14 protein-coding genes are annotated in these 17,285 nt (G+C 73.5%); 11 read left to right on the top strand and 3 right to left on the bottom strand.

Going from position 1 to position 17,285, the window contains the following annotated elements; translation table 11 throughout:
- Nucleotides 1-101 precede the first annotated feature (101 nt).
- Together ELR47_RS16430 and cofD are read right to left on the bottom strand one after the other, a co-directional pair.
- Nucleotides 102-1,430 carry a coenzyme F420-0:L-glutamate ligase gene (locus tag ELR47_RS16430; protein ID WP_130650868.1) on the bottom strand — a complete coding sequence of 443 codons (1,329 nt, stop codon included), beginning with the start codon at nucleotides 1,428-1,430 and terminating at the stop codon, nucleotides 102-104.
- Entirely contained in the window at nucleotides 1,427-2,365 is a 939-nt protein-coding gene (gene cofD, locus ELR47_RS16425) for a 2-phospho-L-lactate transferase (RefSeq protein ID WP_205745325.1), read from the bottom strand. Before cofD ends, ELR47_RS16430 begins: the two co-directional genes overlap by 4 nt.
- Before the next feature lie 271 nt (nucleotides 2,366-2,636).
- On the opposite strand from cofD, the gene sigK reads away from it, so the two are divergent.
- From sigK to ELR47_RS16405, 4 genes are all read left to right on the top strand, one after another.
- The gene (gene sigK, locus ELR47_RS16420; protein ID WP_130650867.1) at nucleotides 2,637-3,257 is read left to right on the top strand and encodes an ECF RNA polymerase sigma factor SigK; all 621 of its coding nucleotides are present in this window, start codon (nucleotides 2,637-2,639) and stop codon (nucleotides 3,255-3,257) included.
- Nucleotides 3,258-3,591: 334 nt separating this feature from the next.
- A complete protein-coding gene (locus ELR47_RS16415) occupies nucleotides 3,592-3,798 on the top strand; it encodes a WhiB family transcriptional regulator (RefSeq protein WP_205745566.1) in 207 nt (68 codons plus the stop codon).
- 304 nt (nucleotides 3,799-4,102) lie between these two features.
- On the top strand, nucleotides 4,103-7,252 hold the full coding sequence (locus tag ELR47_RS16410) for a glycosyltransferase family 2 protein (protein ID WP_165404150.1): 3,150 nt from the start codon (nucleotides 4,103-4,105) through the stop codon (nucleotides 7,250-7,252).
- Nucleotides 7,249-8,826, top strand: coding sequence for a DUF5719 family protein (locus ELR47_RS16405; protein WP_130650864.1), 1,578 nt, complete (start codon nucleotides 7,249-7,251; stop codon nucleotides 8,824-8,826). The genes ELR47_RS16410 and ELR47_RS16405 overlap by 4 nt, the downstream gene beginning before the upstream one ends.
- Here ELR47_RS16405 and ELR47_RS16400 read toward each other — a convergent pair.
- Nucleotides 8,823-9,245, bottom strand: a complete 423-nt coding sequence (locus tag ELR47_RS16400) for a metallopeptidase family protein (protein ID WP_130650863.1) — start codon at nucleotides 9,243-9,245, stop codon at nucleotides 8,823-8,825. The two genes, ELR47_RS16405 and ELR47_RS16400, sit on opposite strands and share 4 nt — an antisense overlap.
- Nucleotides 9,246-9,315: 70 nt before the next feature.
- On the opposite strand from ELR47_RS16400, the gene ELR47_RS16395 reads away from it, so the two are divergent.
- The 7 genes from ELR47_RS16395 (at nucleotide 9,316) to secA (ending at nucleotide 17,274) form a co-directional block, all read left to right on the top strand.
- Nucleotides 9,316-10,062 (top strand): DUF3499 family protein, encoded by a 747-nt coding sequence (locus ELR47_RS16395; RefSeq protein ID WP_165404149.1) that lies wholly within the window; start codon nucleotides 9,316-9,318, stop codon nucleotides 10,060-10,062.
- A 65-nt stretch (nucleotides 10,063-10,127) separates the two neighbouring features.
- Complete coding sequence (locus ELR47_RS16390; RefSeq protein ID WP_130650861.1) at nucleotides 10,128-11,486, top strand: phosphomannomutase/phosphoglucomutase; 1,359 nt, start codon at nucleotides 10,128-10,130, stop codon at nucleotides 11,484-11,486.
- Between the two features lie 75 nt (nucleotides 11,487-11,561).
- A complete protein-coding gene (locus tag ELR47_RS16385; protein ID WP_130650860.1) occupies nucleotides 11,562-11,744 on the top strand; it encodes a Trm112 family protein in 183 nt (60 codons plus the stop codon).
- A gap of 291 nt (nucleotides 11,745-12,035) precedes the next feature.
- Nucleotides 12,036-12,551 carry a ComF family protein gene (locus ELR47_RS16380; RefSeq protein WP_165404148.1) on the top strand — a complete coding sequence of 172 codons (516 nt, stop codon included), beginning with the start codon at nucleotides 12,036-12,038 and terminating at the stop codon, nucleotides 12,549-12,551.
- Nucleotides 12,552-12,780: 229 nt separating this feature from the next.
- Entirely contained in the window at nucleotides 12,781-13,164 is a 384-nt protein-coding gene (hpf, locus tag ELR47_RS16375) for a ribosome hibernation-promoting factor, HPF/YfiA family (protein ID WP_165404147.1), read from the top strand.
- 254 nt (nucleotides 13,165-13,418) lie between these two features.
- Entirely contained in the window at nucleotides 13,419-14,087 is a 669-nt protein-coding gene (locus tag ELR47_RS16370) for a response regulator (protein WP_229730468.1), read from the top strand.
- Nucleotides 14,088-14,280: 193 nt separating this feature from the next.
- On the top strand, nucleotides 14,281-17,274 hold the full coding sequence (secA, locus tag ELR47_RS16365) for a preprotein translocase subunit SecA (RefSeq protein ID WP_130650857.1): 2,994 nt from the start codon (nucleotides 14,281-14,283) through the stop codon (nucleotides 17,272-17,274).
- The last annotated feature ends 11 nt before the right edge of the window (nucleotides 17,275-17,285 follow it).

Genomic DNA, 17,285 nt, shown 5'->3' with positions numbered 1-17,285 from the left:
CGGGGAAGGACACACGGGGGGGAGCCTACCCGCCGAACGGCCGTGGCCCCCGGCGGACGGTTGGCCCGCGCACAGGTGTCGCGTGTCCGGGCCGGTGCGGGTCAGCGCTCGAGCAGCAGCCCGTCGCTGGAGCCCGGTTCGCGCGGTCGGGGTGGCGGGCCGGCCGGGTACCCGACCGCCACCATCCCGACCGGCTGCCAGCTGTCGGGCAGGTCGAGCACGTCCCGGACCGTCGGGGCGCAGAACGCGGTCGAGGAGATCCAGGCGGCACCGAGCCCGTGACCGGCCAGCACCACCTGCAGGTTCTGCAGCGCCGCGCCGGTGGACAGCACGAACAGGTCGCGTTCGGCCGTGCGCCGGCGTCGGTCGGGATAGTCGTGGGCACCGTCGAGGAGCACGAAGGGCGCCAGCAGCTCCGGTGCGGCCCGCAGGACCGCGTCGGAGCGGGCGATGCGCCGCTCGACGGCGTCCGCGGCGACGCCGTCGGCGGCGAGGTCGGCGCGCCAGCGCCGGGCCATGGCGTCCAGCAACCGTGCGCGCGTGGACGAGCGCAGGCGGACGATGCGCCATGGCCGGGTGCCGTGGGGGGCTGGCGCGCGCGACGCGGCGACGACGGCGGCGTGCAGGGCCTGCGGTGGCACCGACCGGTCGGGGTCGAGACGGCGCACCGTGCGTCGGGCGGCGACGGCCTCCTCGGCCGCGGTCGGCCCGCCGGTGCGGAAGGCGTCCTGGGCGGCCGGCCGCACCAGGTCGCGTCCGGTGCCCACCGGAGCCGGCGGCAGACCGCGCACGAGCACGAACGGGGTGCCGCTGGCCTTGGAGCGCACGAGGTCCGCGGCGCCGGCGACCTCGTCGGCGACGGCGGCCTCGGTCACCTGCAGCGGGCGGCCGTCGAGATCGACGCCACCGCGTTCGTCGCGCAGGGCGGCGGTCCCCGCGACGCCGAGCGCGACCTCGGTCTGGCCCAGCCGCCACGGGCGGCCGAAGGTGTCGGTCACCACGATCCCGACCCGGATGCCGGCGCGGTCGCGCACCTGTCGGCGCAGACGTGCGGCGGAGGCGTCCGGATCGGCCGGCAGCAGCAGGGCGAGGTCGTCGCCGGACACGTTGGACGCGTCGATGCCGCCGTTGGCGGCGACGAACCCGTGCGGCGTCTGCGTGACCAGGACCCCCGGCGTGTCGGCGACGACCCGGTCGGCGAGCCGGCGGGCCAGCTCGCGACGTGCCTGGCGGGGGTCGGCCGCCGGCGGCAGCGGTTCGGAGGCGTCCTCGACCAGGCTGACCACCTTCGAGGCGACGCACACCACGTCCCCGTCGCGCAGTTCCACGCCGGCCGAGGCCGCGGCGTCGAGCAGCGCGCCGGCGAGGTCGTCGCCGGCGGCGAAGCGTTGGCTCGTCGGCAGTGCCACGATCTCGACGCGCGGGGTCATCGGCCCACCTCCTCGGCCAGTTCGAGACAGGTGCGCGCGAGCGCGGCGGCCACCTCGACGTCGTCCATCAGCGTGGGACACGCGACACACCGCACGCCGGTGGCGGACACGCTCGCCACGGCGTCCGCGTCCCGGGTGTCGACGACCCACCCGTCGAGCAACGTGCCGTAGTGGGCGGCGACCCCGGCGGCGCTGACCTCCGCGCCGACCGTCGGCAGCAGCCGGTCGGCCATGCCGCGCACGACCCGTCCACCGATCACGGGGGAGACCCCGATCACCGGGGCCGTGGTCGCCCGCAGGGCGGCGGCGACCGCCGGGACGGCCAGCACCGGTCCGACCGACACCACCGGGTTGGAGGGGGCGAGCAGCACCGCGTCGGCGTCGAGGAGCGCCTCGACGACGCCGGGCGCGGGCTCGGCCGCCGCTGCCCCGGCGAAGACGACCTCGGCGACCCGGGGTTCGGCCCGCTCGCGCACCCAGTACTCCTGGAAGTGCAGGTCTCGACCGTCCCGCGTGCGGATGCGGGTCTCGAGCGGGTCGTCGGTCGCCGGCAGCAGGCGCACCTCGACGCCGAAGGCGCGGCGGATCTCGTCGGTGACGACCGACAGGGGCGCGCCGGTCGCGAGCCGGGAGGTCCGGTGCAGATGGGTGGCGAGATCCCGGTCACCGAGCGTGAACCAGGCCTCGGTGCCGAAGCGGCGCAGTTCCTCGGACACGGTGGAACGCTCGTCGGCCCGCCCCCACTGCTGCTCGGGATGGACCACGCCCCCGAGCCAGTAGGTGATCGAGTCGAGGTCGGGACAGATCCGCAGCCCGTGCAGCGTGAGGTCGTCGCCGACGTTGACGATCGCCACGACCTCGTCGGCGGGTACCGCCGCGGTCAGCCCCCGCAGGAACCGCGCGCCGCCCACGCCTCCGGCCACCACCGCGTACACGCCGAGTCCTCGTTCGCGAGCCGAGCACCGTAGTGGGCAGCGGGCGGCGCACCGCACCGGGGTCCGGGAGCGATTGGTCGCGGGTGGCGGAGGGAGATCGCCGTCCCGCGACTCGCCCGCGCGAGGAACCTGTACACCCTGTCCGTCAGAACCTATACACAGCCCTTGACGAAACCTGTACAGATTGCTTCGCTGCCGAGGCGCTCGGTTCCGGCGAGCGCCACGCGAGACGGACACGCCAGCGCCCCGCAGCGGGCAGGAAGTCGGACCCATGTCGAGCACGACCGCCGTCGCCAGCACCAGGACGCACGATCGCCGCGCCGTGGTTCCGACCGTCGACATCTCGGCGGCCACGAGCGAGGAACTGCTCGTCCGCAGCGCCGAGGGGGACCAGCCGGCGTTCGCGGCCCTCTACGACCGGGTGTGTCCGCAGGTGCTCGGTGTCGCCCTGCGGGTGCTGCGCGACCGTGCCCTCGCCGAGGAGGTGACCCAGGAGGTCCTGGTCGAGGTGTGGCGCAAGGCCGACCGCTTCGACCCGAACCGGGGGACCGCGTCCGGATGGATCACCACGCTCGCCCACCGTCGCGCGGTCGACCGGGTGCGTTCGGAGCAGGCGAGCCGCGATCGTGATCAGCGGGTCTCCCGGCGTGACCAGGTCCGCGCCTTCGACGAGGTCGCCGCAGAGGTGGAGGTCCGCCTCGAGCACTGGCAGGTCCGCCGCGCGCTCGCGGAGCTGAGCGAACGGCAACGCGAGGCGATCGAGCTCGCGTACTTCGCCGGCCACACCTACCGCGACGTGGCCCGGGTGCTCGGCATTCCGGAAGGCACCGCCAAGAGCCGACTCCGCGACGGTCTGCTGCGGCTGCGCCAGGCGTTGGAAGGGCACGTCTAGGCGTCGGCGCGCCGACGCCCGCGCCGGAGCAGTCAGTCCTCGCCACGACCCCGCCGTCCTCGGACGGCGGGGTCGTCGGTGTCGCCACGCACGACCGTGCATGGCGCGCGGTCGACGCCGCGAACGTGCGCACGGCGCGCCGCACCCCACGGATGGGGCCGCTGAAGGCGGTCGAGCCCAACCGGTGGTGGTCTCCGGCTTGACACGGCGGGAGATCTGCGAAGAATGACGTCCGTGTAGTTCACCGGTTGTCGTCGAGATCAGGAGCCAGCGTATGGGGGCCATCGCGGAGCTGAGCGCTCGGCTGGCGTTCGACGCCGACGACCGCGAGTGGATGCTCGAGGCGAAGTGTCTCGACGCCGATCCGGAAGCCTTCTTCCCGGAGAAGGGCGGGTCGACCCGGGAGGCCAAGCGCATCTGCACAGCCTGCCCGGTGCGCGACGAGTGCCTCGAGTTCGCCCTGAGTAACGACGAGCGGTTCGGGATCTGGGGCGGTCTGTCGGAACGGGAACGTCGACGGGCCAAGCGCCTGACCGCGTGAGGGCCTGATCGCGCGAGGACATGACCGCGCGGGGACGTGAGCTTGATGACCGGCGTCGTGGCGCGCTCACGGCGCCGGTAGCGGCGTGCCACGGGTCCCAAGGACCCGTCGGTCGGCCTGTGGTACCGTTCCGCCGCGCTCCGAACCGGGGCGCGGAAGACGGCTGGATCCGGCCACCGCACGACGTCGACGTCGTGGCGACGGCCGCCCGCCGACCGGTTCCCCCGCCCGGCCGCGCCGTGGCACGCCCCGCCGTGTCGACGGCGACGCGGCCCGTCCGACGGATTCAGGAGCGCCCGCGATCGTGCCGGCTTCCTCCACGTCCCCCGCCGTGCTCGTCGTGCTCGTCACGCACGACGGCGCGAGCTGGCTGCCGCGAACCCTGGCGGCCCTGGCCGAGCAGACCCACCCGAGCGTGGACATGGTCGCGGTCGACAACGGCAGTACGGACCACACCCGGGAGATCCTGCTCGATTCCCTGCGCCCCGAGCAGGTCCTGGTCGCCGAGCGCGACCTCGGTTTCGGGGCCGCGGTCTCGATGGCGCTGGACGCCCGGCCGGCCGCGACGCGGACCGGCGGGGCGCCGTACGTGCTGTTCCTCCACGACGACACCGCCCTGGCCCCCGACGCCGTCGAGCGGTTGGTCGTGGCGATGGAGGCCGACCCGCGGCTCGCGATCGTCGGACCCAAGCAGCGGATCTGGGGTCGGGAGGACGAGCTGCAGGCGGTCGGGTGGACCGTCGACCTCACCGGGCGGGCCGACTCCGGGGTCGACGAGGGTGAGCTGGACCAGGGGCAGCGGGACAACGAGCGGCGCACCCTGTACGTGTCGACCAGCGGCATGCTGGTCCGGCGCGAGGTCTTCGACGCGCTCGGGCGATTCGATCGCCGCTACCACCTCTTCCGTGACGACCTCGACCTGTGCTGGCGGGCCTGGCTGGCCGGTCACGACGTCGAGGTGGTCCCCGACGCCGTCAGCGCCCACGTCGCGGCGGCGACCAATTACCTGCGTCTGGGACAGACCCGGTTCATCGGCCCGCGGTACTTCGCCGAGCGGAACACGCTGGCGACGCTGCTGAAGAACTACGGACCGGCCCGCCTGGCCCTGGTCGTACCGCTGTACTTCCTGGTCGGCATCGCCAAGGTCTTCGGCTTCCTGCTCACGCGGCGGGTGTCGGACGCGTGGCAGACGGTGCGGGCGTGGCTGTGGAACGTCTGGCACCTGCGCGAGACGCTGCGGCTGCGCCGGGAGGTGCAGTCCGCCAGACGTCGCGCCGACGGCGAGCTGCGCGAGCTGTTCGGTCGCGTCATCCCGCGCGTGCGGGCCTACGCCGAGGCGATCGGGGAATGGGTCGCCGGCGGGGACGTCGACAGCGGCGGATCCCTCGCCGGTACGCGTCCGCCGGCCGACGGCCCGCGGCGATCCGCCCCCCGTCGGTTGGCAGCGGCCGTCAAGCGCCGACCGGTGCTGGCGGTCGGCACGGTGTTGAGCCTGGTGGTGCTCGTCGGCGCGTGGCCGCTGCTGCTCCCGGGGGAGTTGCGTGGCGGCGAGCTCGCTCCCTGGCCGGTGACGCCGGCGGCGTTCCTGACCGACTACGCCGCCGGCTGGCACACGGCCGGGGCGTTCGGGACCGCGGAGGCGCCCTCGCCCGCGCAGGCGCTGCTGGGGCTGTTGCACCTGCTCGTGTTCGGCAGCTCCTACGCGGCCCCGCGCCTGCTGCTGCTCGGGCTGCCGCTGGTGGCGTGGCTGTTCGCCCTGCGGGCCGCACAGGGGTTCTCCCGACGGCGCCTGCCGCGGGTCGTCGCTGCCACGGCGTACGTGTTGTCGCCGCCGGCGCTGGCCGCGCTGTCCACGGGACGCGTCGGGGCGCTGGTCGTGCTGGCCGCGCTGCCCGGCATCGTGGCGGCGGGCACGGTCCTGGCCCGCCGGTCCTCGTCGCCGTCGCGCGCGTGGCGGGCCGTGGCCGCCGCAGCCCTGCTGTCGGCGATCGCCGCGGCCTTCGTACCGCTGGTCCTGCCGGCCGTGGTGCTGGCGGGTGCGCTCGTGGTCGCGATCGGATGGGCGCGACCAGGGGCCGCCGAGCCCGGGTGGCGACGTGCACTCGCGCTGCGCGCCCTCACCGCCGCACTGACCCCCGTGGTGCTGCTGCTGCCGTGGAGCTGGCAGGCCTTCGTCGACGGTTCGGTGTTCGCCGGCGGAGGGCCGTCGGGTGTCGGTGGCGGGCTGGAGGCGACCGACCCGCTGTGGCGCTGGCTCAGCCTCACACCGCAGCTCCCGGGCATCGTCCCCTACGTCGGTGGCGCGTTCGTCCTGGCCGGGCTGCTCGGTCTGGTGCTGGGTACGCCCCGACGACCGGGGCTGGTCGCCGGGCTGTGGACCGTCGCCCTCGTCGGCGCGGGAACCGCCTGGCAGCTGGCCCGCGACGGCGCCACGACGTGGCCGGGGGTGCCCCTGCTGCTCACCGCGCTCGCCTTCGCCGGACTGCTCGCCCTGGCCTTCGCGACCGCGGAGGCGCAGCTCACCAGCCATGCGTTCGGGTGGCGTCAGCTCGCAGCGTTGACGACCGGCCTGGCCGTCGCCGTCGGACTCGCCGTGATCGCCGCCGAACTCGCCCGCGGACCGTGGGGGGCGTACGTGGTCGACGAGCCGGCGCTACCGGCGTTCGTGGCCTCGGCGGCGGAGGAGGAGGGCAGCTTCCGCGTCCTGGTGCTGGCCGACGGCGACGACGGCGTGCGCTGGGAGGTCGTCGAGGCGTCCGGTCCGACCATGGCGGCGTACGGCGTCGACGACGCGGCCGTTGCCCGCACGCTGGTCGGTCCGGTCGTCGAGGCGACCCTCGGAGGCGCCGATCCGACCGCCACCCGCGCGCTCGGGCCGCTCAACGTCCGCTACGTGCTGGTCCCGGCGGGAGCGGTCACCGAGCGCCTCGACGCCGTCCTGCAGGCCCAGCTCGGGCTGGAGCCGCGGCCCATCGGCGAGGGACGCCTGTTCGCGGTGCCGGACTGGTTGCCGCGGGCGGCGCTCGTCGGTGGGGTCGACGCGGAGACGTTGCTCGCCGGGGAGCTGCCCGCGACCGCCACGGTGACGCCGCTGCAGGCCCGCCCCGACGGCAGCTGGCGTGGCAGCGGTCAGGACGGTGATCTCGTCGTCCTCGCCGAGCCCGACCACGGCGACTGGTCGGCACGTCAGCTCGGCGCGGGCCGGTTGTCGCCGGTGACCGACGGCGACGGTCCACTCGTGTTCGAGCAGCTCGACGGGGACGGGATCGTGGAGCTGACCCACCTCGGTGACGGTCCGCGCGCCGTGGCCGTCGCCGGCCAGCTGCTCGTGCTGCTGCTCGTGATCTCGTTGGCGTTGCGCCCGCCGCGCTTCGCCCGACGCCGGCAGCCGGGAACCCCACCACCGACCGCACCGCCGAGCACGCCGAGCCGGACCCCGGAGGTGGTCGCGTGAATCGCCGACGTACGTGGACCGCCGCGGTGCTCTCGATCGTCACGGCCGCAGCCGTCGTCCTCGCCGACCGGGTCCTGCCACCGCCGGAGCCCGCCCCGGCAGCCGTCCCGTCGGTCGCCGAGGTGGCCACTGCGGGGGCCTGGACCTGCGCCGTCGGTGACGCCCGCGCGGGCACGGAGCTGGCCGTGACCGCCGCCCGTCCGGGCGAACTCGGCGCGGGTCCCGGCGTCGTCGAGCTGTACGCGCTGGCCGCGGACGAGGCCGATCCGGTGTCCCTGCCACCGGTCTTCCCCGGGGCGCACGTGCGCACGGGGCTCGAGGGTGACCAGGACACGGCGACCTTCGCCCGCTGGCGTGAGGCGCCCGTCGCGGTGGCCCGGGAGTGGCGGCTGGACGAGGGCGACGACCTGCCGCCGGCCACGGTCGCCGGACCCTGCGCGTCGGCATGGTCCGACCGGTGGGTGCTCCCGGGGATGAGCACCGACGGCGGCAACGACGCCCGCCTGCGGATCGCGAACCCCTTCCCGACCGACGCCACCGTGGCGGTCGGTTTCGTGACCCCGCAGGGCCCGCAGGAACCCCTGGCACTGCAGAACCTCACCGTTCCCGCCGACGGCACCCTCGAGTTGCCGGTGACCGAGTCGATGCCCGAGCAGCCCGACCTCAGCGCGGTCGTGCGCGTGCTCTCCGGCCGCGCCGTGGTCGAGGGCTACCAGCTCGCCAGCAGCGAGATCGGCGGCATCGACGGCGCGTCGTTGCTGGGCGCGAGCCCGGCATCGGCCGAGACGTGGACGGTGCCGTGGGTGTCGGGTCGGGAGGGCGACGCCTCCTGGCTCTGGATCGTCAATCTCGGGGACCGACCGGCTCCGGTGGAGCTGACGCTGCACACCGCCGAAGGTGGCGTCCCGCCCGAAGGGCTGCCCGAGGTGACCGTGGCCCCGGGGCAGCTGCGGCGGGTCGACCTGCGCGGCACCTTCCCGGAGGGGGTGACCGCCGGGGCCCTCACGGCCCGGTCCGACGGCACCCCGATCCACGTCGCGGGCGCGGTGCAGCGTTCGGACGAGGATCCGGCCCGCACCGGATTCGCGGTCCAGCTCGGCGCCCCCGAGGCCGACGATACGTGGGTGGCCTCGGGCGGAGACACGACCGGTCGCCTCGAGCGGCTCGACGTGGTCAACACCGGCAGCGAAACGTCCCGGTTCACCGTGACCCTGTTCAACGGCTCGACCGTGCTGCGGCCCGCGGAGCTCGCCGAGCTGGAGGTCGCGCCCGGTCAGCACCTGTCGGTACCGCTGTCCGAGGCGCTGGGTGAGGTGGGGGACTGGTCGGCGCAGCTGGCGGTGGACGAGGGGGCGCCGGTCGTGGTCGGTCGGGTCGGCATCCGCCGTGCCGACGCCCTGCACCTGGTGGCGCATGCGGCGACTCCCGAGGCCGCCTGGTCTCCGTCCAACGTGCCCGTGCCCGTGCGTGCGGAGCCCGGGATCGTGCAACGGCTGGGCGCCGACGGCGACCCGTCGGTCCCCGACGCGCCGTCCTTGGACGCGCCGCCCGCCGCCGACGGAGCTGCCGGTTAACCGAACCCGAGCTCGTCGAGCCGGTCGTCGTCGATGCCGAAGTGGTCGGCGAGCTCCTGCACGACCACCAGTTGGACCAGGTCGACGAGGTCGTCCCGGCTCGTGGCGCGGGCCTCGAGCGGACGTCGGTACAGCGTCAGGCGGGCCCTGGCGGAGCTGCCGCGACGACGTGCCCGCCCGGGATGCAGCCGGCGCAGGTCACTGAGGCTGACCGCTGCGTCTCCGTCGCGGACCACGGGGACCTCGGCGACCGCCAGCTCCACGTCATCGAGGTACGACCGCAGGGCCTCGGGCAGGGCCCCGATGGCGTCGTCGAGCAGGCGGTCGAAGCGCTCGACCCCGGCCACGCGGAAGCCCTCGACCGGACGACGTCGGCGGTCGGCGGGAGAGCGGCGGGAGCGGGCGTGACGGTCGGACACCGGGCGATCCTAGCGGCGCCCGGGAGCGCCGACGTCGGCTGGTCGGGGCCACCGGCAGATCGGGCGACCGGTGTGCTTCGGGGAATTCCAGTCGTGTGATTCACTACGCGACGTGTCTTCCTCCGGAGAGCTCCGTGCCGGCGTCCAGCGAGGCGCCGTCGTCCGCCCCCTCGCCCTGGCGGCCGAACGAGCATGCTCGCGGCCGAGTTGTCCCGCGCCGGCCAGCGCCACGCTGACCTTCAACTACGCCGAGCGTGAGGCCTGGATCACGGACCTGGCCGCGTCGCGTCTCCCGCAGTCCTACGACCTGTGTGCTCCTCACGCCGAACGGACCCAGCCGCCGCACGGCTGGGACCTGCGTGACCGGCGGGAGGACGAGGACGGGTCGTCGTCGGGGGCAGGTGCCGGCGCCCTCGGTGGACCCGACACCGTCGCCGTCCTGGCCGCCGCCCTGCGAGCCGTTCCCGACCTGCCCGTCGCCGACGTGTCGTCGTCCGGGCGCACCGGCGACGTCGACGCCGCCGAGGGCAGCACTTCCCCGGTCCTCGGGGCGTCGACGACGTCGCAGGAGGATTCGACGACGTCGCAGGAGGATTCGACGACGTCGCAGGAGGATTCGACGACGTCGCGCACGGGATCGACGGCCCTGCCGACGCCGGCACCGGCGACGCGTGCGGGATCGACGGCCCTGCCGGCTCAGGCACCGGCACCACGGGAGGATGCGGACGGCGGTGCCGAGTCGGCCGCACGGCCGCGTCCGGTGCTCGCCGCGCGTCGGCGCACGGCGCCGTCCGGGGACCCCGCCACCGACTGGTGACGTTCGGGCGGGGACCACGCGCCTGGGAAGTAGGCTCGCGGCTCCCCGACGACAGGATCCCGCCCGTGCCGGTCGACCCGGACGTACTGCACGCCATCGTCAAGGCCTACGACGTCCGTGGTCTGGTCGGTGAGCAGCTCGACGCGCCGCTGGCCCGGGCGCTGGGAGCGGCCACGGCGCACGTGCTGCTGCCCGACGGCGGGCGTCTGGTCGTGGGGCACGACATGCGGCCCTCCTCGCCGTCGCTCGCGCACGCGTTCACCGACGGTGCGACCGCACGCGGTGTCGACGTGGTCGACATCGGCCTGGCCTCCACCGACCAGCTGTACTTCGCCTCCGGGATCCTCGACGCGGCGGGAGCGATGTTCACGGCCAGCCACAACCCGGCCGGCTACAACGGGCTCAAGCTGTGCCGGCCGGGGGCCGTCCCGGTGGCGATCGACACCGGGCTCGGCGACATCCGCGACCTCGCGCCGACGGTGGACGACCTGCCGCCCGCCGAGCGTGCGGGGCAGCGCTCCGAGCAGGATCTCACCGACCGGTTCGCCGCCCACGTGCGCTCGTTCGTCGACCTCGACGCCCTGGGGGCCGTGCGGGTCGCCGTCGACGCCGGCAACGGCATGGCCGGACACGTGTGGCCGGCCGTCGTCGAGGGACTGCCGTTCGAGACCACGCCCCTGTTCTTCGCGCTCGACGGCAGCTTTCCCAACCATCCGGCCAATCCGCTCGAACCCGAGAACCTGCGGGATCTGCAGGCCGCGGTGGTCGCCGGGGACCATGCGGTCGGCCTCGCCTTCGACGGCGACGCCGACCGGGTCTTCGCCGTCGACGAGCGGGGGCGGCCGGTGTCCTCGTCGTTGATCGGCGCGGTCGTGGCCGACCGGCTGCTCGCGCGGCATCCGGGCGCGACGGTGCTGTACAACCTGATCTGCTCCGACACCGTGCCCGAGACCATCGAGGCGGCCGGTGGCCGGGCGGTGCGCACGCGCGTGGGGCACTCGTTCATCAAGCGACGCATGGCGGAGACCGACGCCATCTTCGCCGTCGAGCATTCGGGGCACTACTACTTCCGGGACAACTTCCGGGCGGACTCCGGCATGATCGCGGCGCTGGTGCTGCTCGAGGCGGTGGCCGACGCCGGAGCCCCGCTGTCCGAGGTCGTCGCTCCCTACGACCGCTACGCCGCCTCGGGGGAGCGCAACTACGCCGTGGCCGACCAGGCGGGCGCGCTCGAACGGGTGGCGGCAGCGTTCGCCGACCGCGGTAGCGTCGACACCGAGGACGGTCTGACGGTGGTCACCGACCGCGGTTGGTTCAACCTGCGGCCGAGCAACACCGAGCCGCTGCTGCGCCTCAACGTCGAGGCGGCCGACGAGCAGGGCATGGCCGCCCTGCGCGACGAGGTCGCCGAGCTCGTGCACTGACGACGACGGTGCCTGAGGCACCGTCGTCGGCCCGTCCGTCCCGCCGCCCGCCGGCACGCATTCCAGGAGAGATTCGTGGCCCTCGACGAGCGCCTGCTCGACATCCTCGTGTGTCCGGCCTGTCAGGCCGGTGTCGAGTACAAGGAACGCCGGCACGTGGTGGTGTGCACCGGTTGCGGCCTGCAGTACCCGGAGCGGGAGGGCATCCCCGTCATGCTCGTCGACGAGGCCACCCGCGGCCGCCGCACGGAGGGCTGACGCCGGCGCCACGGCGAGGGCGCCTGTCCGCCGTCCACAGGCCGGACGGTCGCGGACGGGCGTGCCGGCCGCGCTCCTGCTCGGCTGGGTGTCGTGTCCGCCCGCGACGTCCTCGAGCTGCTCGTGCCCAGTCGATGTCTGGGTTGTCGGGCGCGCGCTGCGCTGCCCTGGTGCGCCCGTTGTGCGGCGGTGGTCCGACCGCTGGGCGCCGGCTGCGAGCGGTGTGCGGGGGCGAGGACGGCCGGTCATGCGTGCTGGCCGACCGGCGCGCCCATCGCCACCACGACGGCGGTGTTCGACTACCGCGGTCCGGTCGCGGCGGCCGTGGTCACGGCGAAGCTGGCCGGCGCCCGGCGCGGTTGGCGACCGCTGGGACGGTTGCTGGCCGAACGGGTCGCGACGTGCCCACCGGAGCTCGACGCGGTCACCTGGGTGGCCACCGCCGCGGCGCGACGTCGTGCGCGCGGCGTCGACCACGCCCGGTTGCTGGCCGCCGAGGTCGCCGACCGCCTCGAGGTGCCGCTGCTCGACACCCTGCACGCGCGGGCGCCGCGCCACGGTCCGGACCGGTTCACCGCCCGCCTGCGCCTGCCCGGAAGTGACCTGCTGCTCGTCGACGACGTGCTGACCACGGGGGCGACGGCGTCCCGCGTGGCGGGCGTGCTGCGCGATGCGGGCGCGGGACGCATCCACCTGGCGGTCCTGGCCCGGGCGGGAAGTCACGCCCTGGTCGACGTCGGCGCCACGGTGCCACCCGGTGCGCCCGGGCCGGACGGCGGTGTGCGCCGGGTCCTTGGACCCCGGTGAACGCGGCGGACCGACTGCTAGCGTCGGCCGGGCACGGACGGGAACGTCGAGTCCCGCCGAAGACGCCGACGGCCCCGACGTGGCACCGCGGCCCCACGCCGCGGTGGATCGACACCGCGCGCGGTGCGGCCGGACGGCCCAGTCGCTCGTCGTACCCGGGTGGTGACCCATCCGCACCCTGCCGGGTGCGGCCCAGTCACCCCGACCGGGGTGCGAACGAGGAGGAGCCGTGCGGATCACCGTCAAGGGCAAGAACCTCGATGTCCCGGAGCACGTGCGGGATCACGCGATCACGAAGCTGTCGCGTGTCCGGCGCCTGTTCGACCGGTTCATCGACATGGAGGTCGTCTTCCGCGAGGAGACCAACCCCCGTATCGAGGACCGGGTGCGTTGTGAGGTGGTGCTCCACGCCAAGGGCAAGTACCTGCGGGCGGCGGCTGCGGCGCCCGATCCCCTGACGGCAGTCGACCGGGTGGAGGCGAAGCTCACCCGGCAGGTGCGCAAGCTCAAGACCCGCCGGGTCACCCGACCCCGGCAGCAGACGCCGGCGGTCGAGTTGGCCGGCGTCGCGCCGATCCGCGAGCAGTCGCGGGAGGACGAACGGCTCACCTGAACGAGCCAGGTTGCGGGTCGCGACGGGCGTGGCCGTCGCGACCCCGGGCCGACCCTGACCGGCTCCGACGAGAACGCGGACACGCGGTCTGCGCGCCCGTACGGGCGGGTGGCGCCCGAATCATCCCGCCGGAGCAGGGGCTAGACTCGGAAAACTGCAATCCCGCTATCCCGGTGCGCGCGCCGGCCGTCGAGGGACGAGGACGGTCCCTCCGCTCGGCGGGACGCGCGCGGCGAAAGCACAACGAGGACACCGTGGCCGACGACCGTATCCGCATCCTCATCGCGGACGACCACGAGCTGTTCCGTCGTGGCCTGCGCATGGTGCTCGAGGACGAGGAGGACATCGAGGTCCTCGCCGAGGCCGGCGACGGCGCGGCCGCCGTCGAGCTCGCCCGCGAACACGCGCCCGACGTCGTCGTCATGGACGTGCGCATGCCGGCGCTCTCGGGCATCGAGGCGGCCAGCCGCATCAAGGAGGAGGAGCCGGGCGCCAAGATCCTCGTGCTGACCATCAGCGACGAGGAGGACGACCTCTACGAGGCGATCAAGGCCGGTGCCAACGGCTACCTGCTCAAGGAGATCTCGATCGACGAGATCGGCAACGCCGTGCGCTCCGTCCACGGTGGGCAGTCGCTGATCTCGCCCTCGATGGCCAGCAAGCTCCTCGACGAGTTCGCGGCCATGATCAAGAAGGACGAGGAGAAGGAGCAGGTCCCCGCGCCGCGGCTGACGCCGCGCGAGATGGAGGTCCTGCAGCACGTCGCCCAGGGCATGAACAACCGCGAGATCGCCAAGGCGCTGTTCATCTCGGAGAACACGGTCAAGAACCACGTGCGCAACATCCTCGAGAAGCTGCACCTGCACTCGCGCATGGAGGCGGTCGTCTACGCCGTGCGGGAGAAGCTGCTCGAGATCAAGTGATCCGGGCAGACCGGGCCGATCCCGGCCCGGGCTGCCGTGCGGGCCGCCACGACCGGATCTGCGCCGCCTCCCACCACGGCCCGCGTGCACCCGCGGGCCGTCGCGTACCATCGCCGGGGGTCTCCTCGGCATGCGCGTCGGCGCCCGCCGGGGACCCACGTAGCTCGAGCCGCGATCGAGGAAAGCCGCCGGCATGGTGATGGACAAGCTCCTGCGCATGGGGGAGGGCCGCAAGGCCAAGCAGACCCAGAAGATCGTCGACCAGGTCAATGCCCTGTCCGACGACATGGCGGCCCTGTCCGACGGGGATCTGCAGGCCAAGACCGACGAGTTCCGGGCCCGGCTCGCCGACGGCGCCGATCTCGACGACCTCCAGGTCGAGGCCTTCGCCGTGGTCCGCGAAGCCGCCTGGCGCGTGCTCAAGCAGCGGCCCTACGACGTCCAGGTGTTCGGCGGTGTCGCGCTGCACAACGGCAACATCGCCGAGATGCGCACCGGTGAGGGCAAGACCCTGACCTCGACGATGCCGGTCTACCTCAACGCGCTGGCCGGCGAGGGCGTCCACGTCGTCACCGTGAACGAGTACCTGGCCAAGCGTGACGCCGAGTGGATGGGTCGCGTGCACCACTGGCTCGGGATCACCGTCGGCGTGGTGCACTCCGGGCAGACCCGGGACGCCAAGCGTGCCGCCTACGGCTGTGACGTCACCTACGGCACCAACAACGAGTTCGGTTTCGACTACCTGCGCGACAACATGGCGCTGGACAAGCGGCTGCAGGTGCAGCGCGGTCACTTCATGGCGTTGGTGGACGAGGTCGACTCGATCCTGGTCGACGAGGCCCGCACCCCCTTGATCATCTCCGGTCCGGCCGAGCAGTCGGCCGACCTCTACCAGGTCTTCGCGCGCCGGGTGGCACCCAACCTCACCAAGGGTGAGGAGGGCGACCGGCCGGGCGAGGCCACCGGCGACTACGTCGTGGACGAGGCCAAGCGCACGGTCGCTGTCACCGAGGACGGGGTGTCGAAGGTCGAGCAGCTGCTCGGCATCGAGAACATGTACGAGTCGGTGAACACCCCGCTGATCCACCACCTGCAGAACGCGCTGAAGGCCAAGGAGCTGTTCAAGCGCGACCGCGAGTACATCGTGGTCGACGGCGAGGTGAAGATCGTCGACGAGAACACCGGCCGTGTCCTCGACGGGCGCCGCTACTCCGAGGGCCTGCACCAGTCGATCGAGGCCAAGGAGGGCGTGAAGGTCAAGGAGGAGAACCAGACCCTCGCGACCATCACGCTGCAGAACTACTACCGCACCTACGACAAGCTGGCCGGTATGACCGGTACGGCCAAGACCGAAGAGGTCGAGTTCCTCGAGATCTACGAGCTCGGGGTGGTCGAGGTCCCGACCAACCGTCCGGTGCAGCGCGACGACCGGGCCGACCTGATCTTCAAGACCGAGAAGGCCAAGTTCGCCGCGGTCGCGGAGGAGATCCAGGAGCGTCACGAGGCCGGTCAGCCGATCCTGATCGGCACCACGTCGGTCGAGAAGTCGGAGTACCTGGCGACGCTGCTGACCCGCATGGGCATCAGGCACGAGGTGCTCAACGCCAAGAACCATGCCCGTGAGGCGCACATCGTGGCGCAGGCGGGACGCCTCGGCGCGGTCACCGTGTCCACGAACATGGCCGGTCGTGGTACCGACATCGTGCTGGGCGGCAACGCCGAGGAGGTGGCGCGCCACGAGACCGCGCAGCTGCCCGACGACCTGCCGCCCGAGGAGCGTGACGCGGCCTACTTCGAGGCCATCGAGCGGCTCGAGGCCGAGTTCGGGGCCGAGGGCGAGAAGGTCAAGGAGCTCGGCGGGCTGTACGTGATCGGTACCGAGCGCCACGAGTCCCGACGCGTCGACAACCAGCTTCGCGGTCGTTCCGGCCGTCAGGGGGATCCGGGCACCAGCCGGTTCTTCCTCTCGCTCGAGGACGACCTGATGCGGCTGTTCAACGCCGCGGCGGTCGAGCGCATCATGACGCGGCTCAAGATCCCCGAGGACGTGCCGATCGAGCACAAGTGGGTCACCCGCGCGGTCGCCAACGCGCAGCGGCAGGTCGAGAGCCTCAACTTCGACCGCCGCAAGAACGTCCTCAAGTACGACGACGTCATGAACGAGCAGCGCAAGGTCGTCTACGGCCAGCGCCAGTCACTGCTCGAGGGCGACGTCGAGGCCATCAGCGAGCTGTCGCAGAAGTACGTCGAGGACACCGTCGAAGGGCTCGTCGACGAGCACTGCCCGCCGGGCGTCTACCCGGAGGAGTGGGACCTCGACGGCCTGGCCGAGCGCCTGCAGATGGTCTACGACACGACGTTCGACTTCGGCGGGCTCGACCTCGAGACCGTCGACCGGGACAAGCTGGTCGAACTCCTGATCGACGACGCCTTCGACGCCTACGAGCGTCGCGAGGCGGAGGTCGGCGGCGAGGAGGTCATGCGCGAGATCGAGCGGCGCGTGATCCTGTCGGTCGTCGACCGCAAGTGGCGCGAGCACCTCTACGAGATGGACGCCCTGCGCGACGGCATCGGCCTGCGGGCGGTCGGTCAGCGCGACCCGCTCACCGAGTACCAGCGCGAGGCGTACGACTCCTTCGTCGCGATGATGTCGGGGGTGAAGGAGGAGGCGACGACCTACTTCTTCCGCCTGCCGATCCGTCAGGAGGCCGAGGGCGGCGAGGGCGGCGAGGGCGGCGAGGTCGAGTCCCGACCCGCCGGCGGAGCCGCCGGAGCCCCGACCGAGGGTGACGTCTCCGGCAACGGCGGTGCGCCGTCCAACGGTGACGCGGGCGGCGACGCACCCGACGGCGACGCGGCCCACGGCGACGCACCGGCGAGCCCCACCGAGCGCGTCGAGCAGGCGATCCCGTTGGGTGAGCAGCGCCGTTCGGCCGCGCGACTGACCTACACCGCGGGTGCGCCCGCCGGCTCGGCCAGCTACGCCGTCTCCGCCGGGTCGACGACCGCGTCGGTGCGGACGGACGACGCCGGCCGGTCGGTGGAGCAGAAGTCCGACGGTTCCACCGTGCGCCGGGTGGCCGCCGGAGACACCTACCGAGCCTCGGAGAAGGTCGGTCGCAACGACCCGTGCCCGTGCGGCAGCGGCAAGAAGTTCAAGAAGTGCCACGGGGCCGAGGAAGGCTGAGCCGGTGGGGA

Source organism: Egicoccus halophilus, assembly GCF_004300825.1.
GTDB classification, from domain to species: Bacteria; Actinomycetota; Nitriliruptoria; order Nitriliruptorales; family Nitriliruptoraceae; genus Egicoccus; species Egicoccus halophilus.
Note: the sequence above shows the minus strand (reverse complement) of the source record. Positions and strands in the feature narration are given on the sequence as shown.